17 protein-coding genes and 1 pseudogene are annotated in these 17,817 nt (G+C 30.5%); 16 read left to right on the top strand and 2 right to left on the bottom strand.

The window, feature by feature from the left end; all coding sequences use genetic code 11:
- Nucleotides 1-143: 143 nt before the first annotated feature.
- From VBY68_RS10580 to VBY68_RS10535, 10 genes and pseudogenes are all read left to right on the top strand, one after another.
- The gene (locus tag VBY68_RS10580) at nucleotides 144-1,178 is read left to right on the top strand and encodes a S66 family peptidase (protein ID WP_415269701.1); all 1,035 of its coding nucleotides are present in this window, start codon (nucleotides 144-146) and stop codon (nucleotides 1,176-1,178) included.
- Nucleotides 1,179-1,226: 48 nt separating this feature from the next.
- Entirely contained in the window at nucleotides 1,227-1,802 is a 576-nt protein-coding gene (locus VBY68_RS10575; protein WP_415269700.1) for a Crp/Fnr family transcriptional regulator, read from the top strand.
- A gap of 60 nt (nucleotides 1,803-1,862) precedes the next feature.
- A complete protein-coding gene (locus VBY68_RS10570) occupies nucleotides 1,863-2,633 on the top strand; it encodes an MBL fold metallo-hydrolase (protein ID WP_121147118.1) in 771 nt (256 codons plus the stop codon).
- A 49-nt stretch (nucleotides 2,634-2,682) separates the two neighbouring features.
- A complete protein-coding gene (locus VBY68_RS10565; RefSeq protein ID WP_121147117.1) occupies nucleotides 2,683-3,510 on the top strand; it encodes an alpha/beta hydrolase in 828 nt (275 codons plus the stop codon).
- Between the two features lie 28 nt (nucleotides 3,511-3,538).
- Nucleotides 3,539-3,670 (top strand): hypothetical protein, encoded by a 132-nt coding sequence (locus tag VBY68_RS10560; RefSeq protein ID WP_262607255.1) that lies wholly within the window; start codon nucleotides 3,539-3,541, stop codon nucleotides 3,668-3,670.
- Nucleotides 3,671-4,039: 369 nt separating this feature from the next.
- The gene (locus VBY68_RS10555; protein ID WP_415269699.1) at nucleotides 4,040-4,795 is read left to right on the top strand and encodes a hypothetical protein; all 756 of its coding nucleotides are present in this window, start codon (nucleotides 4,040-4,042) and stop codon (nucleotides 4,793-4,795) included.
- A 71-nt stretch (nucleotides 4,796-4,866) separates the two neighbouring features.
- Nucleotides 4,867-5,433 (top strand): annotated as a pseudogene (locus VBY68_RS10550) (cysteine hydrolase family protein).
- A 129-nt stretch (nucleotides 5,434-5,562) separates the two neighbouring features.
- Entirely contained in the window at nucleotides 5,563-5,736 is a 174-nt protein-coding gene (locus VBY68_RS10545) for a YciI family protein (protein WP_201796540.1), read from the top strand.
- Nucleotides 5,737-5,967: 231 nt separating this feature from the next.
- On the top strand, nucleotides 5,968-6,699 hold the full coding sequence (locus VBY68_RS10540; protein ID WP_415269698.1) for a helix-turn-helix domain-containing protein: 732 nt from the start codon (nucleotides 5,968-5,970) through the stop codon (nucleotides 6,697-6,699).
- A gap of 99 nt (nucleotides 6,700-6,798) precedes the next feature.
- On the top strand, nucleotides 6,799-7,455 hold the full coding sequence (locus tag VBY68_RS10535) for a peroxiredoxin-like family protein (protein ID WP_099216363.1): 657 nt from the start codon (nucleotides 6,799-6,801) through the stop codon (nucleotides 7,453-7,455).
- Nucleotides 7,456-8,177: 722 nt separating this feature from the next.
- Here the strand turns inward: VBY68_RS10535 and VBY68_RS10530 are convergent.
- Nucleotides 8,178-8,300 (bottom strand): hypothetical protein, encoded by a 123-nt coding sequence (locus VBY68_RS10530; RefSeq protein WP_415269697.1) that lies wholly within the window; start codon nucleotides 8,298-8,300, stop codon nucleotides 8,178-8,180.
- A gap of 821 nt (nucleotides 8,301-9,121) precedes the next feature.
- Between VBY68_RS10530 and VBY68_RS10525 the strand changes: the two genes are divergently transcribed.
- The 5 genes from VBY68_RS10525 (at nucleotide 9,122) to VBY68_RS10505 (ending at nucleotide 16,206) form a co-directional block, all read left to right on the top strand.
- Nucleotides 9,122-10,282 carry a WD40/YVTN/BNR-like repeat-containing protein gene (locus tag VBY68_RS10525; protein ID WP_415269696.1) on the top strand — a complete coding sequence of 387 codons (1,161 nt, stop codon included), beginning with the start codon at nucleotides 9,122-9,124 and terminating at the stop codon, nucleotides 10,280-10,282.
- A 462-nt stretch (nucleotides 10,283-10,744) separates the two neighbouring features.
- On the top strand, nucleotides 10,745-12,175 hold the full coding sequence (hglS, locus tag VBY68_RS10520) for a 2-oxoadipate dioxygenase/decarboxylase HglS (protein ID WP_415269695.1): 1,431 nt from the start codon (nucleotides 10,745-10,747) through the stop codon (nucleotides 12,173-12,175).
- A gap of 122 nt (nucleotides 12,176-12,297) precedes the next feature.
- On the top strand, nucleotides 12,298-12,756 hold the full coding sequence (locus tag VBY68_RS10515; RefSeq protein WP_241210203.1) for an Lrp/AsnC family transcriptional regulator: 459 nt from the start codon (nucleotides 12,298-12,300) through the stop codon (nucleotides 12,754-12,756).
- Nucleotides 12,757-12,792: 36 nt separating this feature from the next.
- Nucleotides 12,793-15,690, top strand: coding sequence for an FAD-binding and (Fe-S)-binding domain-containing protein (locus tag VBY68_RS10510; protein ID WP_415269694.1), 2,898 nt, complete (start codon nucleotides 12,793-12,795; stop codon nucleotides 15,688-15,690).
- Between the two features lie 63 nt (nucleotides 15,691-15,753).
- Complete coding sequence (locus tag VBY68_RS10505; protein ID WP_099276458.1) at nucleotides 15,754-16,206, top strand: hypothetical protein; 453 nt, start codon at nucleotides 15,754-15,756, stop codon at nucleotides 16,204-16,206.
- Here VBY68_RS10505 and ctlX read toward each other — a convergent pair.
- Complete coding sequence (gene ctlX / locus VBY68_RS10500; RefSeq protein ID WP_415269693.1) at nucleotides 16,203-17,138, bottom strand: citrulline utilization hydrolase CtlX; 936 nt, start codon at nucleotides 17,136-17,138, stop codon at nucleotides 16,203-16,205. The two genes, VBY68_RS10505 and ctlX, sit on opposite strands and share 4 nt — an antisense overlap.
- A gap of 157 nt (nucleotides 17,139-17,295) precedes the next feature.
- Here ctlX and VBY68_RS10495 point away from each other — a divergent pair, with 157 nt between their 5' ends.
- Nucleotides 17,296-17,781, top strand: coding sequence for a DUF2938 domain-containing protein (locus VBY68_RS10495; protein ID WP_415269692.1), 486 nt, complete (start codon nucleotides 17,296-17,298; stop codon nucleotides 17,779-17,781).
- The last annotated feature ends 36 nt before the right edge of the window (nucleotides 17,782-17,817 follow it).

Here is a 17,817-nt window from a genome sequence, read left to right as displayed (position 1 = left end):
TTTTTTTAAACTCTACAAAACAGAGTTTCATTTTCACAAAATAATTCAAACCGAAAGAAATAAAGCAGTACTAAGCCTAAACATAAACCCCTATTACCCTTAGTATATACAAAAAACATTAACTACAAGCTGAAAAAACAACTATGATCAAACCAAAAAAATTACAACAAGGTGATAAAATCGCCACAATCTCTTTGTCTTGGGGCGGTGCTGGAGAAATTCCTAGTAGATATGAAATTGGTAAAAAACAGATACAAGATAACTTTGGGTTAAAAGTTGTTGAAACTAAAAATGCTTTGAAACCTGCTAAATGGATTTATGAAAACCCAAAAGCAAGAGCAGAAGATTTAATGGAAGCTCTCGAAGACGCCTCTATAAAAGCGATTATTTCCAATATAGGAGGTGATGATAGCATACGAATGTTACCCTTTATAGACTTTGATGTTATTAAAAGAAATCCCAAAATTTTTATTGGTTTTTCTGACTCTACAATAACACATTTTTGTTTCTATAAAGCAGGAGTAACCTCTTTTTATGGGACGTCAACACTTGTAGGGTTTGCTGAAAATAACGGAATTCATCAATATCAAATAGCCGATATTAAACAAACCTTATTTTCTAATAAAATAATAGGTGAAATTCAACCTAATATGGAAGGTTGGACATCTGAACGCTTAGAATGGAGCAATCCAGAAAATCAAACTATTTCAAGACAATTAACAAAATCTAATGGGTGGAATTTTTTACAAGGTACTAAAACTGTTTCAGGAGAATTGTTAGGAGGTTGTTTTGATGTTTTGGAAACTTTAAAAGACACAAAACTGTGGGTAAGCCCTTCCGATTGGAAAGGTAAAATAATGTTTTTTGAAACATCGGAAGCAATGATGCCACCTCATTATTTTCTTTGGATTTTAAGAAATTATGTTGCTTCAGGAATCATGCATAACATTAATGGACTAATTGTAGGTAGACCCTATAACAATCAATATACAAAGGAATATGAAGATGCTTTAGTACAAGTAATTAGAGACGAAGCTGGTTTAACAGACTTACCAATCATTACTGAAATGGATTTTGGGCACACCTGTCCTATTTTCACAATTCCTTATGGAATCAAAGCGGAAATAAACCCTACAAATAAAACTTTTTCGATAATTGAAAATGCTTTAGAAAAGTAAATCCTTTTGGTGATTTTCAATAATTATATGTTAATTAAAACAAATTGAATGACAAAATTTGCTAAAATTTCTAAATTCTTTGAAACTGAGTTTCCTTTAAATCAACACGGACTCGATGAACTGTTTAGTCTATTTAAAATAGAAAAATACACTAAAGGAACTATTTTACTTCAAGAAAATTCTAAAGAAAAAAAGTTGCGTTTTTTAAATAATGGAATTGTAAGAGAATATTATGCAAATGAAGACAAGGAAATCAATATTAACTTTTATGTAAAACCTCAGTTTATCTCCGATTTACTAACTTTTAGTCAAAATACCGCTACCAAGAAAAACCAAGAGACCTTAACTTCTGTAGAAATTTTAAGTATTGAAAGGCAACTCTTTTTTGATTTATTAGAAAAATATCAATGTGGTAAAACCTTTGTTGATGCCTCTTTTCAAAAACTTTTAAAACAAAAAGAGAGACTAGAGTTTAATCGTACTACAAAATCACCTGAAGAATTGTATAATGAATTATTTATTTACAAACCCGAATGGATACAAAACATACCTCAATATCATTTAGCTTCTTACTTAAACATAACACCAGAAACGTTAAGCAGAATTAAAAAACGTATTTCTTGATTTGAATCAATGAAAACAAATAGTTTATAAAAGACATTTGTATAACTAAAAAGTTATACCATGTTACATATACACCAAATAAGAAATGCTACTATAATTATTGAAACTGAAAAAGAGGTTATTCTTGTCGATCCAATGCTCGGTAACCAAGGAATTATGCCTCCATTTACTCTCTTTAGACATAAAGCTAGAAAAAACCCAACTGTTCCACTTCCCAAAAAAACACACGCACTACTAAAAAAAGTAACTCATTGCTTAATAACTCATCAACATCCAGATCATATAGATAATGCTGGTGTAGAGTTTTTAATCAAAAATAACATTCCTGTTACCTGTAGTGTAAAGGATGAGAAGGCTTTTAAAAAGAGAGGGCTAAATGTTGTTCAAAGTTTAAAATACTGGGAAAAACAACCCTTTTTAGGAGGAGAAATAGAAGGTATTCCTGCAAAACATGGTTACGGATTTGTAGCCAAACTTATGGGAAATGTATTGGGTTTCTATATAAAGCTTCCTAATCAAAAAACTATTTACCTCAGTTCCGATACTATTTATACTGACGCTGTGCATAAAGTACTGACTAATTATAAACCAAATATTAATGTATTAGCCTGTGGAACTGCTCAGTTTGACCTTTTCAAACAACTTATTATGAGCGTAGACGATATTCTAAAATTTATAAAAAATTCATCGGGTTTAGTCGTTGCTAATCATATGGAAGCTATCAACCATTGTCCATTAACTAGAGAAAAACTTAGAACCATATTAAAACAAAATAACTTATATCATAACGTTTACCTTCCTGAAGATGGTGATATAGTGGCTATTGAGTAAAAGTCTGTTATATTTACATAATTGTACAATAACCATTATTATTAGCAATATGAAACAGAAAACTTTATTACTTGTTACTCTATTAATCACTTTTTCAACCTTAGCTCAAAATATTCCTAAAAAAATTAATGAAAGTGATTTTTCCATTGGAAAAACTGTTCAAATAAAGTCGACTATTTTAAAAGAAGATAGAACACTAAATATTTATTTTCCTGCAAGCTACGATATTGATAAGTCAAAAAAATATCCAGTAATTTATTTATTAGATGGTTCTAAAGATGAAGACTTTATTCATATTGCTGGAATTGTACAATTTGGCTCTTTTCCATGGATAAATATGCTTCCTGAAGCTATTGTAGTTGGTATTGGAAATGTAGATAGAAAAAGAGACTTTACATATCCATCTTCTATAGAAATTGACCAGAAAGAATTTCCTACTTCAGGGAAATCTGAAAAGTTTATTCAATTTCTAAAAAAAGAACTCCTCCCTTTTATAGATACTAACTACAGAACTACAAATAGCAAAACACTAATCGGTCAATCACTTGGAGGGCTTTTAGCTACAGAAGTTTTATTTAAAACCCCTAACCTTTTTAATAACTACATAATTGTAAGTCCTAGTCTTTGGTGGGATGCTGAAAAACTTTTAACCTTTACACCAGTAAAGTACGACACTAAGAAGAGTATATACATTGCAGTTGGTAAAGAAGGGCCAATCATGGAAAGAACTGCCAAAGAACTACATGATAAACTACTGAGTAAAAAAACTAAAAAGACGAAGCTTTATTTCGATTTTTTGGAAGACAAAACTCATGGCGATGCTTTACATGAAGCCGTGTACAATGCTTTTGAAAAAATATTTAAAGTAGAGAAATAACATAGACTACTCATAAAAAAATAACATTATGCTTAAAATTATTTCAAGTCCTAACTGTGGAAATTCACCTAAAATGACATTCTTAAAAGAATTCAATATCGCCCTAGCAAAAGGAGATCTGGATTTTCTTACCGAAAGTGTTACTGATAATATAATTTAGAGTATAGTTTGAGATAGAAAATTGAAGGAAAGAAGGAGTTTTAAGAAAATAAAAGAGAAAGACGTAACCGAATTAACACTTAAACAAATCTTATCTCACGGAAAAGAAGGCGCTGTAAATGGAACTATTAAAATGGAAAAAACATGCTTTTTCAAACTTTTATTTTTTCAAAGGGAGAAAAGGTGCTAAAATAAAATTAATAACATCTTATATCATTGAAGTTGATCTACAATAAAAACAGTTTTTTAACACTTATAAAGAACCTAATCTTTGTAAATTTAGCTTTTCAATTTAATAGAAAAAGTTATATAGAAAAGCCTCACTACTTTTTACTTACAAAAACATTAACAATAACTAAAAAACAATACTATGGGTTGGGATATAAGTTATCATCCTATATCAGAAAAACAAATAAACGATTGGTATTTTGATGTATTAGATGATCAAAGTTTACTTGAAAAAGTAATCTCAGAAAATACCTTTGAAAATTTTTACAAAGACCATTATAAAGAAGTCATTGAAAATGGCTTAAACATTAAAGAAGATGATATTTTTGATAAAAGCCATGGATTTAACATAGCTGTTACACAAGGTTTCTTTCAAAAGTTCTTTTATATAAGAGGCTCAGCTCTTTCTCTTTCAGAAAATCCTTTGCTAAAAAAGTACTATAAAAAATGGCAAGAAATAGTGCCAAATGAAAAGTTAACCAAAAGTGTAAATAATCAAATTATTGAGAATTATTGCTCTGGTGTTTACATTCCTCAAAATAAGGTTACTGAATTATTAAATGATTATGAAAGCGATTCTGAAATTAAAAAAGAATTAAACTATTTGTTTTCACACGATAGAATTAACGTTTTCCTTAAAGCTTTAAACTTTTCAAAAGACAATAAATTAGGTTTATTAGAAGCTACAGAAGTTATAGAACCTAATCCGATGGACTTAAATAATTCGTCATGCTTTTCTAACTTGTTTAACTGTGATCCTGAAGGTGCACTACTGTATCAACAAGCTGCTATGGAACAAATTGCAGCTATTAAAAAAAGTGATAGTGTAAATGAAGAAACTTCAAAAACGAAACCTCAAGAAAAAAAGAGTTTCTGGAAAAAACTATTTGGAAAATAAGTTAAGAACTAGTTATCCTAAGTATTATTCATATTTAAAACTTTTATACTGTATTAAATAATAACTTAAGCATGAAATTAAGAGAAAAAAATCCAGCTTTAATCCTTGTAGATGTCCAAAAAGCTTTCTTAAACGAAGAATACTGGGGCGGTAATAGAAACAATAAAGATGCTGAAATTATTTGCGGAAAAATATTAAACAAATGGAGAGAACTAGATTTACCTATTTTTCATATAAGGCATAGTTCTACAAACCCAAATTCAAAACTTAATAAACAAAATGATGGTTTTAATTTTAACGAAAATGTAATACCGTTAGAAAATGAACCTATAATAACTAAAGAAGTGAATAGTGCTTTTATTGGAACCGATTTAAAAGAACTATTAGATGAACAAACCATTACAACTCTTGTTATTGTTGGGATAACAACCAACCATTGCGTATCAACAACTACTAGAATGGCTGGTAATTTTGGATTTGAAACTTATGTAATTTCAGACGCCACAGCTGCTTTTGATAGAATTGGTATTAATGGATAAAAATATGATGCTAAAACAATACATTTAACCTCTCTTGCTAACTTAAGTGAAGAGTTTGCTACAGTAATAGATTACGAAAAGTTAATACACAAAATTTAATTTTTTAATGTTTATAATAAAGCTTACTTACAAAACTGAACTCGAAAAAATTGACTGTTTTTTAAACGAACAACATGAATTGGAAACTTCCTTGCTTCTGAACGATAAGCTCCAAAAACTGGTGGCTTCATGTTAGCGAAAGCTGAAAGCAAATCTGAACTAGAAAATACTGTTAAAAAAGATCCTTTCAAAGCAAACGGATTAGCTTATTATCAATTAACTGAATTCATTCCAATCAAAACCTGTGATAAACTAAAGTTTTTAATGAAAAAAGAAAATACATATAACAACTTAGAACTCTAAAATAAAACCCCACTTTTATAGTTGTTTTACTTTAACAAAAGTTTGAATATTATCTCTCCTGTTTCTCTTAACAAACACTTTTTTCCCTATAGCAAGCCTCATTCAAAATTGATTACTTAGACTTCTAATCTAGAATTAACATATTTTTGCGCATAGCTTAAGGATTATATAAATATCCCGACAAATTTGGAGCTGAATAATTAATTTAAAGCTCTGTTTTAAAGAAGTACAATGGTATACACTATAAAAAATAACGAGAAAATAATTCCAAATAAAAAGAACCTACTCATTCTTTTTAATGGAAATATAACTATAGAAAAAGACGGAAGCGTTTTTGCTATTCCTGCTAAAAGTTACTTCTTTTTTGATGCTAAATTTGATATTATAGCAACCTCCCCTTTTATAGAAGGTTTTGTAGCCGAACTAAATGAACACGACTTAAAAAAATTTCCCGATTTGGAAAAAGATTTGTCAAATATCAATATCCCTTTTGAAGTGTTGAAAATTAAAAATTATGACAATAAAAAAAGTAAGATACACTCGTTGTTAAAGGCTAAAAACAATAGTCGTCTTTTAGAAAGCTATACTCATGTTTTATGGAGTGAATTTATAGGTGATTTTAAGAATAGCTTAAAAGCACAATCCATTACAGTACAATTTTCAGAATTAATTGATCAAAACATAGAACACAATTATTGCGCAGGTACCTATGCAGAAATGATGGAAATACCTCTTAAAAAATTAATACAAGAAATTAAACAGACTGAAAATAAAACACCTTGTAAATTTATTACTGAAAAAGTAATTGAAAAAGCCAAAGACAAGTTACTAAATACCAAAGACACTAGCCAAATGATTGCCTATCAATTAGGTTTTGATGATCCTTATTATTTTATCAAGTATTTTAAAAAGCAAACAAAACTCACTCCTACACAATTTAGAACACAAAACTCAGCAACTTAATAGGTTGGGAATTTATTCCATCATTTTATAATTTATTCCATTTTTCTGCATAGCAAATTCTTTGACATTTGTAGTATTAAATAAAACCTCTTACTAAAAATGAACTTATCAAAAAGTCTTGCTGAAAGAAAAGCGACTAATAAACAAAACATACCAGCCGAAAAATGGACTATTATGGAAGCCAGTACAAACAAACTAAAAGCACAATCGTTAAGTACTGAAGCTTTACAAACAGGAGATACACTTCCTTCGTTTACCCTACCCAACGTAAACAATAAAAACATATCACTTACTGATTTTAAAGAAGATTTTTTAGTAATTTCTTTTTACAGAGGTGGATGGTGTCCTTTCTGCAATATGGAGTTACGTGCCTTACAAAACATCCTCCCCCAACTTAGCAAGTTAAATACTGCGTTAGTAGCCATTAGTCCAGAAACTCCAGATAATTCATTAACTACTTCGGAAAAAAACGAATTAACTTTTAGTGTTTTAAGTGATTTTGAAAACCAATATGCAAAATCATTAGGGTTAGTTTTTCAACTACCTAAAGATTTAAGAGCCGTATATCATTCTTTTAATCTTGATGTAGACAAACACAATGGAAACAAAGATTATGAATTACCAATGCCTGCAACCTACATTGTTAATAAGGAGAGAGAAGTTATATACAATTTTACACCAGAAGATTATACAGAAAGATTAGATCCAGAAAAAGTACTAGCAATAATATCAGAAGCTACTTTACAAAAGCAATAACACCTTTTTTAACCACAACATTTTAACCTCCTACTTAACAAACATTTTTCTATAGTAAAGTTTGTATACAATGCTTCTCGCTTAAGGGGAATAACGCTCTCCCTTAAGTAAGGAGTATTGTTCTTGTTACCTATGGAGTGTCATTCCCTTTAGGCTTGAGGCATCCTCCTGATAATAAAGAGATTCTTTTTCCTTATTTATTTCCCTATATTTGAGAGAATAAAAATTGCTAAAAATTAAGTTATTCCATAAAAAATTCAACACAGCATTTGAAGCTTTACTTCTATGGTTAGCTAAATTGACTATAAACTCAAAAAAATGATTAAACTTATATTTAAGTTAAGCTCTATCCAAATTGGACTCCTTTTATTTTTCATGCCTTTTTTTGTTGGAATATTAGAAGGATTAATATCTTTAATTTCTTTTTTCTTAAATTTTGACTTTAACTTCCCTTTATTTGAAAGTGCTCTTTTAATAATGCATTTTCTTTTTCTTATGTGGATTTGGTGTATTGCTGTAACGATAAATGAGAAAAAAATTAAGATTAAAAACACCTTATTTAAAGTTTGTTTTTTATTCTATTCTACACATAGACTTCTAGACTTTCTGCTTAATTTAAACTTAGATATATTTAAGGAAGGATGGTTTCTTGATAATAAAACTATAATTTTAATAGAACTTTTAGTACTTCTTTACGGAGTACTTGTCTTTGCCTCATATATCTACATAGCAGTTTTTACAGGCAAGATAATATCTAAAATACCCATTAATAACTCTAGATTTAAGTTTATTAATGATTTTCCTAACTTTTTACTTATTCTTGTTTTTCCTTTGGGTATTCCCATTTTACACTCAAAAATTCAACTTTTCTTAAAAGAAAATGAATTATTTTATTTTACAAAATCAAAAAATAAGTACCCAGTTAACTTTAGTAAAAAGCCTTCCAAAAAAAACAAAAATGATGTCATAGCTAATAAAGAAAAAATCGACAAAGAAGACCATACTAGATTTATGCCCAAATAAATAATTTTATACAAACGCAAAACCATTACTCTTTATTTTGCATCGTTTTAAGCAAACTAATCCAAAATATAAAAAAATCAATATGCAAAATCATTAGGACTAGTTTTTCAACTACCTGAAGACTTAAGAAGTGTATACTACTCTTTTAATCTTAACGTAGATAAGCACAATGGAAACAAAGATTATGAGTTACCAATGCCTGCAACCTAAATTGTAAATAACGAGAGAAAAGTTATATACAACTTTACACCAGAAGACTATACAGAAAGATTAGATCAAGAAAAAGTACTAGCAGTAATATCTGAAGCTACTTTACAAAAGCAATAACACCTTTTGTAACCACAACACTTTAACCTTCTACTTAACAAACATTTTTCTATAGTAAAACATTGTATACAATTACTCGCTTAAGGGGAACGAAATTCCCCTTAGTTAGAAAACAACATCTCAATTAAGCCTGAAGTATTGTTTCCTCATTATTGTAGTATTACTCCTAAGCTTAAATTATTACAAATAACTAAAAAAGAAAAGTTCTATTATAAAGGCTTTAATCCTGTTTTGTTATGTTTGTATAACACAAACTATACAAAACTTGTATAGCTGAAATGTACCTAGTACAAACAGACAAAAATTACTTAGAATTATGAAAATACCCCAATTACCTATCTTATTATTTACAATTACTCTTTTCTACTCTTGTATCAATAATAAATCAAACAAAAATGACCTTACCCCAAAAGCATACAAGGTTAGTAAAAGCTTTATACCAATAAATAAAGCTCCTGGAATAGAATACAATACTTATAATAATATTACCCAAAATCAATATAAATTTACCAATACATCCTCTAATCAAGAAGTTTCGATACTTCATCATCTAGATGAAACTGGATTTCATTTTTATCAAGGCCTTAAGTTTAAAAATAACAACCTTGGTGTTATAGTTGGCGGAACCAGATTAAGCGCTAGAATCACCCAAAATGGTGGAAAAACCTGGAAAGAAGTTAGTTTTTCTAGATTTGCCAACTCCTTTCTATCTGTAGATTTTTCTGGAAATAATATTTTTATAGTTGGAGCTAATAACTATATTTATAAAAGTGAAGATTTTGGAAAAAACTGGAGTGTTTTTGATACTAAATACTTTTTTAAAGACAACCAAAGTAGGTATCAAAAATTCAAATATTATAAAATTAGATTTTTAACAGAAAAAATAGGTTTTATTGTCGGAGAACATGAGCGCCATTCCGTAATATTAAAAACAATAGATGGAGGCGAAAACTGGAAAATCATTAAAAATAATAACCTCCCTAAAAATGAAAAAGGCATATCAGATATAGCAAAACTTTCTGCTGATGAATTAATAATAACCACATTATCTGGAAAATGCTATAAAAGTATTGATGGAGGAATTAACTGGCAACTTCTATACTCTGGAGAAAATACTGTATTATCTTCTGTTGCTTTTTTTAACCCCAAAACTGGTTTTATTGGCGGTTTAAACAGTATATTATTGTATACAAATGATTCAGGGAAAACTTGGAAAAAAACACACATGCCTTATGGAGAAATATCTGATATAGCTATTCATAAAAATAATGCGTTTATAACAACCTCTTTTTATACTTCTGGTGAAGCTATATCATTTGTTTTTAAAATTGATAGTAAAGGAACAAATACTCAGCCTTTTTTAACAAAAAAAGATGACTCTGTGTTTTTTGAAGCAGATTCATATGCTATTCAAGTACTTAATAAGCATATTTATATTCTAGACAGAAATAACTTATATCAAACAATTATAAATTAAAAAACTACTCCTCTTAGGCAAAAACAACAAACCTATTAAACCTTGGGTATTGTCCCAATACTAATGGAACACCTTTTTAATTTATAATTGTTTGAGAGAAGAAAATTACTGTAAATTAAATTTTTCCATATAAAATTCAACTGGAACTCTATCTACTAAACACTTATTTACTATTATTCTTAAAGTTAAGAAACTCTTGATTTTTTGTTTAAGATATACATTCCTTGCTTATTCTCTAATAGAATTAAGAACTCAGAAATATTTTACTAAGGCTTATACACAGGAACAAAGTCAAATTGACTTTTAAAAAACATTTTTTCAGTAAAAATTGTCTTTTTGTTTTTAAAAAACGCATTAACAAAAGCAAATCAACTCAAAATAAACATCAATAAAACAAAATTCACTTTTATAGACTCTAAAAAAAATTAAATTCATTTAATTTGTAGCAAATTTCAACAAACTATGTCATCAAAAAATAAACTAGAAAGTTTTACTAATACGGCTGAAGGACTTGTCTCTCCAGAGTACATTCGTAACCGTTTCTCTAAAATTATGTCTGATATGTACAAGAAAGAGGTACCACTTTATGGTGATCTACTTGATTTGGTTCATGACATAAATGAAAACGTTCTTTCAGAGTCTAAAGAAATTGAAGAGCAGTTAGCACATACTGGAGAATTAACTCGACTAAATATGGAACGCCACGGAGCAATTCGTTTAGGTAAACCCTATGAGCTATTTACTATGAGGCGTCTGTTTAAGGTTATGGGAATGTATTCTGTTGGTTACTATGATTTAGCCCCAGCTGGTGTTCCTGTTCATTCTACGGCGTTTAGAGCTATTGAAAGCACCGCTCTTAACCAAGCTCCATTCAGAGTTTTTACCTCTTTATTACGTATAGATTTAATTGATGATGCTCAGCTTCGTAGCAATGTTGAAACTATTTTAGAAAAACGTCAAATTTTTACAGAAAAAGTTTTACAACTTATTGATAAATCTGAAAAAGAAGGAGGTTTAAACAAAGAAGATGCTGAAACCTTTGTTCAAGAAGCATTAGAAACTTTTCGTTGGCACGATACTGCTACTGTAGATTATGAAATGTACGAAGCTTTACTAAATCAACACAGATTAATTGCTGATGTAGTTGCTTTTAAAGGACCTCACATCAACCACTTAACTCCTAGAACTTTAGATATAGATAAGGTACAAGTAAGTATGGAGGATCGTAATATTCCTCCAAAAGACAATATAGAAGGACCTCCTGCAAGAAAATGCCCTATTTTACTACGTCAAACAAGCTTTAAGGCATTGACCGAAAAAGTAACTTTTAAAAACAATGTTGAAAAAGAAGAAATAGGCGAACATAAAGCTCGTTTTGGTGAGATTGAACAACGTGGTGCAGCATTAACTCAAAAAGGACTTGACTTGTATCATGAACTGTTAGGTAAAACACGTAAAGCTATTGGTGGATCACCAACTGCTGAAAATGCCTCAGAATACAATGAATTATTAGCAGAAAATTTTAAAGTTTTTCCTGATAACTACGAAGAGTTACAATCAAAAGAGCTGGCTTACTTCCATTACTTTACCACCGATAAAGTAAAAACCTTATCTAAAGATAAAGTGTATACAAAAGAAGATGTAAACCAATTATTAAAGGATGGTTATTTAAGCATAGAACCTATGGTCTACGAAGATTTCTTACCTGTAAGTGCAGCAGGAATTTTTGCTTCAAACTTAGGAACAGATGATGCTAAACGTGAATATAAAGGTACTTCTAATCAATCATTATTTGAAAAAGATTTAGGTGAACCTGTTTATAAGTTAACAAAATGGTATGAAGATATGCAAGATGAAAGCATACAAAACTGCTTGTCAGTAATAAATGCTTAATCATAAAATCGAATATTGAAAAAGTGTAGCCGTATATTTGCATTATCGGCTACACTTTTTTCGTTAAAAACGATTGTTTATCTTGTAGCTTATATTAAGTTTATTCTAACAAAATTATTCTTTTGGAAAATCAATTTGATTATATAGACAAACAAATACTTTCAAAATTACGTTTAGACGCTCGTAAAGCCTATTCACAAATTGCGGAAGAATTAAAAGTTTCCAACTCCTTAATTCATCAGCGCATTAAAAAGCTAACCGCTGAAGGTGTTATTAAAAATGCTGAGTTTGTTTTAGAAGAAAAGAACTTAGGTTATAAAACCAAATCATACACAGGTATTCGATTACGTGAAGCTCGCTTTGCTAAAGAAGTAATGCATGAGTTGGAAAAAATACCTGAAATCACCGAATGTAACTTTGTTTCCGGTTACTACGCTATTTTTATTTTAATCTTTGCTAGAGACAATGAACATTTACAAAAAATACTATACGATAACGTACATTTAATTAAAGGAGTGGCAGGAACCGATACTTTTATATGTTTCGATACCTGTTTTAAGCGTCACATTCCAATAGAATAATTAACAACACTACCCACATTTTAGGTATTTAAGATAATGGTACAAACAACACAACTAGAAACGTTCAAAAAATCATTAACTGGCGAACTATTTTTTGACGACCTACATAAAAACATTTACGCAACCGATGCTTCAGTATATCGTAAAATTCCACTAGCAGTTGCCTACCCTAAGAATATACAGGATATTCAACTGTTAATTGATTTTGCTACTAAGAACAATATTACCTTAATTCCTCGTACTGCAGGAACTTCGTTAGCAGGACAGTGTGTAGGAGATGGAATTGTTGTAGACGTTTCTAAACACTTTACCAACATATTGGCTTTTGATGAAATTAACAAAACCATTACCGTAGAGCCAGGAATTATTCGTGATGATTTAAACCGCTTCCTAAAACCTTTCGGATTGTTTTTTGGTCCGAATACCTCAACCTCTAACCGTTGTATGATTGGCGGAATGGTAGGTAACAACTCTTCAGGAAGTACTTCTATACGTTACGGAGTTACCCGCGATAAAGTCATTGCTATTCAAGGTTTGTTAAGTGATGGTAGTGAAGTTACTTTTTCTGAAATTACCTCAGCTGAATTCAACCAAAAGAAAATAGAGAATTCATTAGAAGGAAACATCTATCGTGCTATTTATACAGAGCTTTCTCAAGAAGCTATTCAGCAAGAAATTAAAAAAGAATTCCCAAAGGAAAGCATTCACCGAAGAAATACTGGGTATGCTGTTGATGAGTTTTTAACTTTCGATTTATTTGGCGGAACTGAACCAACTATTAACCCTGCTAAATTTTTATCAGGAAGTGAAGGTACTTTGGTATTTTCAACCGCTATCACCATTCAACTAGACGACTTACCTCCTACCCAAAGTATTATGGTGTGTCCACATTTTACTAGTGTAAATGAAAGTTTAAAAGCTACCGTTACCACCATGAAACACACGCTCTATGCTTGTGAATTGATGGATAAAGTAATTTTAGACTGTACTAAAAACAACCGTGAACAAGCAAAAAATCGTTTCTTTTTACAAGGAGATCCTGAAGCTGTATTAATGTTAGAAGTTTCTGCAAATACCATTGAAGAAGCAGAAGTACTAGCCGATAAACTTATTGAAGATTTAAAAGCAAACAACTTTGGATACCACTATCCTAAAGTGTATGGTGAAGACATTGCTAAAGTGCATCAATTACGAAAAGCTGGTTTAGGATTATTAGGGAATATAGTGGGAGACGATAAAGCGGTAGCTTGTATTGAAGATACTGCCGTAGCCCTAGAAGATTTGCCTAACTATATTGAGGAATTCACCAAGATTATGGATAAATATCAGCAAAGAGCAGTGTATTATGCACATGCAGGAGCTGGTGAGTTACACTTACGTCCTATTTTGAATTTAAAGAAAAAGGAAGATGTAGTACTGTTTAGGAAAATAACTACTGAAACTGCTGAGTTAGTTAAGAAATATCAAGGGTCCTTTAGTGGTGAACATGGTGATGGTATTGTGCGTGCAGAGTTTATTCCATTGATGATAGGTGATAAAAACTATCAACTATTACGAAGAATAAAAAAGGCATTCGATCCAAATAACGTATTCAATAAAGGAAAAATTACGGATGCTTTTCCTATGGATCAAAGTTTACGTTATGAAATTGACAGAAATGAACCTGAGATAAAAACTATTCAAGATTTTTCAGATAGCGAAGGTATTTTAAAACTAGCTGAAAAATGCAACGGTTCAGGTGACTGTCGTAAGTCTCCTGAAGCAGGCGGAACACTCTGCCCAAGTTACCGAGCTACTCGAAACGAAAAGGAAACTACACGAGCTAGAGCAAACACATTACGTGAAGTGTTAACCAATAATACTGCTAAAAACAAGTTCGATTCTAAAGAACTAAAAAATATTCTTGACCTATGTTTAAGCTGTAAAGCTTGTGCTAGCGAATGTCCGAGTAATGTAGATATTGCTTCGATGAAAGCAGAATTCTTATACCAATATCAAGAAACAAACGGGTATTCTTTCCGCAGTAAATTGTTTGCTAACAATGCCAAATACAATAAATTAGGAAGTAAGTTCCCTGTGCTAACAAATTTCTTTACCAATACTACCCTAGCTAAAAAAGTTATGGGAGTTGCTACAGAACGTTCTGTTCCTAAATTAGCTAAACAGCCATTAAGTACTTGGTTAAAAAAATACCAATCGACAAACTCAAAAAAAACCGTTTATATATTCAACGATGAATTTACCAACTACTACGATACTGAAATTGGTAAAGATGCCGTAGTGGTATTGGAAAAGTTAGGATACGAAGTAAAAACGGTAGATCATGAAGAAAGCGGACGTAGCTATATATCTAAAGGTTTTTTAAAGGAAGCTAAAGAAATTACTAATAATAATATTACTATTTTTAAAGAATTAATTTCTGAAGAAACACCACTCGTTGGAATTGAACCTTCTGCTATTTTAACCTTTAGAGACGAATACTTACGTTTAGCAGATGATAAAATATCTGCCAAAAAGCTTTCTGAAAATTGTTTTACTATTGAAGAGTTTTTAGCGAACGAACATGCTAATGGTTCCCTAGATACAACTAAGTTTAGTAATGAAACAAAGGAGCTTAAAATACATGGACATTGTCATCAAAAAGCATTGTCTAGTACACATGCTTCTTTTTCTATATTAAATATTCCCAAGAACTATAAAGTAACCATTATGAATACCGGTTGTTGCGGTATGGCTGGATCTTTTGGATATGAAAAAGAACATTATAAAGTAAGTATGCAAGTGGGTGAAGATACGTTGTTTCCTAAAGTTCGAAATTGTTCAGTTGATACTGAAATAGTAGCCGCTGGTACGAGTTGCCGTCATCAAATTTATGACGGAACAAAGCGTCTAGCAAAACATCCTGTAACAATTTTAAGAGAAGCTTTACTATAAATAATTGATTTTCATATCATTATTTTGTACTTTTAAGACGATTAACTCTTAAAATGTACTATTATGGCGAGCAATAAAATAATATTTAGCAATGCGCTGCTAATTTTTGCGGGCATTGTTGGCTTCTTTCTAATTATGAAAATTTTTGGATTGGAAGATGTTTCCGAACTGCGTTTTTTAAACTTTGCTTTCGTTCTTTATGGTATTAACAGAGCTATAAAAACCAATATCATTAAAAACCACGAATCGTTATATTTTAGCAATTTTTTATTAGGGATTGGAACCTCTATAATTGCTGTAGCCTTAACCATTTTAGGTCTTATTATATATGTAGATTTTATAGATCCTGGTTTTATGACTATACTTGAACAATCTTCTTTTTGGGGTCAGAATTTAAGTTTACCTCTAGTTGTATTTGCATTAGCTATTGAAGGAATTGCTTCTTCAGTAATCTGTTCTTTTATCTTAATGCAGTACTATAAAAACTATAAAGTCTCAAATACAATGGTTGCTTAGGCTCTTGGTAAAAAAACCTCAGCCATCATACAACGAGCACTTCCACCACCACAGGTTTCTATAGTTTCTAGAGAGCTGTGTAGTATTTTGCTGTGCTTTTCTATAGCTTTAACTTGATTAGAATTCAACGAATTAAAAGCAGAGGAACTCATTACTAAGTAACGTTCATCATTTGTTCCTTTAACTTGTAACATGTTTCCTGCAAATTGTGTTACTTGTTGTTCTGAAATGGCAATAACTTCTTTTCCATCTGACTTTAAGTGTTTTAATAAGTTTTTCTTTTCTTTTTTATCATCTATCGAATCTAAACATACCACCGCAAAACTTTCTGCAACACACATCATTACGTTTGTATGATAAATAGCTTCTCTACTTCCCTCAACCGTTTGATTTGCTGTAAAAATTACAGGAGTATATTCAAAATCTTCACAAAACTCAATAAATAGTTCTTCATCTGCACGAGGAGACAAAGCACAATACGCTTTTCTGTTGTGCCTATCTAAAATCATACTTCCAGTTCCTTCTAAGAAAACCTCTTCCTCTTCTGCTTCAGAGTAGTCTACAACATTTTCTATTACAAACCCTTTTTCTTCCAAAATCTCTAGTACATCTTCTCTACGCTCTAAACGTCTATTATCTGCAAACATTGGATAGATAGCAACATCTCCATTTTCATGAAAAGAAATCCAATTATTTGGAAACAATGCATCGGGTGTATTTGGTTCTTTAGTATCTTCAACAACTACTACAGTAACACCAACAGCTTCCAATTTTTCTACAAAAGCATCAAACTCTTCTTGTGCCTTAGCATTGATTGATGCAGGTAACATTCCTGACAATTCTTGCTGGTAATAGTTATTTACTGCTGTTTGTTCATTCATCCTAAAACTTGCAGGACGAACCATTACTATTGTATTTGTTGTTTGTTGCATACTGCGAATGTAATAAGATTTTGGTTTGTTTTAACAACCAAAACAGTAAAGAAAAGCTACTAAATTTAGTTAAGTAGTATTAATTTATCCTGTTATTTCTATGTTTTGTCCTATCACAACCTTCTTCACTCATTTTACTTTTGTCTAAAAAAACAACATGAATAATTTATTTCAAATAATTTTAATAGGTGTTGGAGCAACAGCAACTATGGATGTTTACTCCGTAATCTTAAATTACTTTGGCATCAAAACTCTTAACTACAAGTTTCTGGGGCGTTGGATTGGGTATTTTTTTGATGGCAAATTTTCACATCATACAATATTTACCACTCCTTCTATAAAACATGAACATATAATCGGCTGGATTGCGCATTATACTATTGGAGTTATGTTCGCTTTACTCTTGGTGCTTATTTTTGATAAAAAATGGCTTGAAAGTCCTACTCTTTTACCAGCTTTAATCATAGGGATAGTAACTGTTATAGCTCCTTTCTTTTTTATGCAACCTGCTTTCGGATTAGGTATTGCCGCTTCTAACGTTCCTGACCCAATCAAAGCTAGAATAATGAGTTTAATTACACATACCGTATTTGGTTTTGGATTATTTTTAAGTGCAAAGATTTTAAATATTCTAATTAAGTAATTAGACTTATTTTTTTAGGGAAGTACCCTTAATTCT

Origin of the sequence: Tenacibaculum ascidiaceicola, assembly GCF_047470925.1 — a bacterium.
In the GTDB taxonomy this organism is placed as follows: Bacteria; Bacteroidota; Bacteroidia; order Flavobacteriales; family Flavobacteriaceae; genus Polaribacter; species Polaribacter discolor.
The sequence above is the reverse complement of the archived record's forward strand: the minus strand, read 5'-3'. Positions and strand labels throughout refer to the sequence as shown.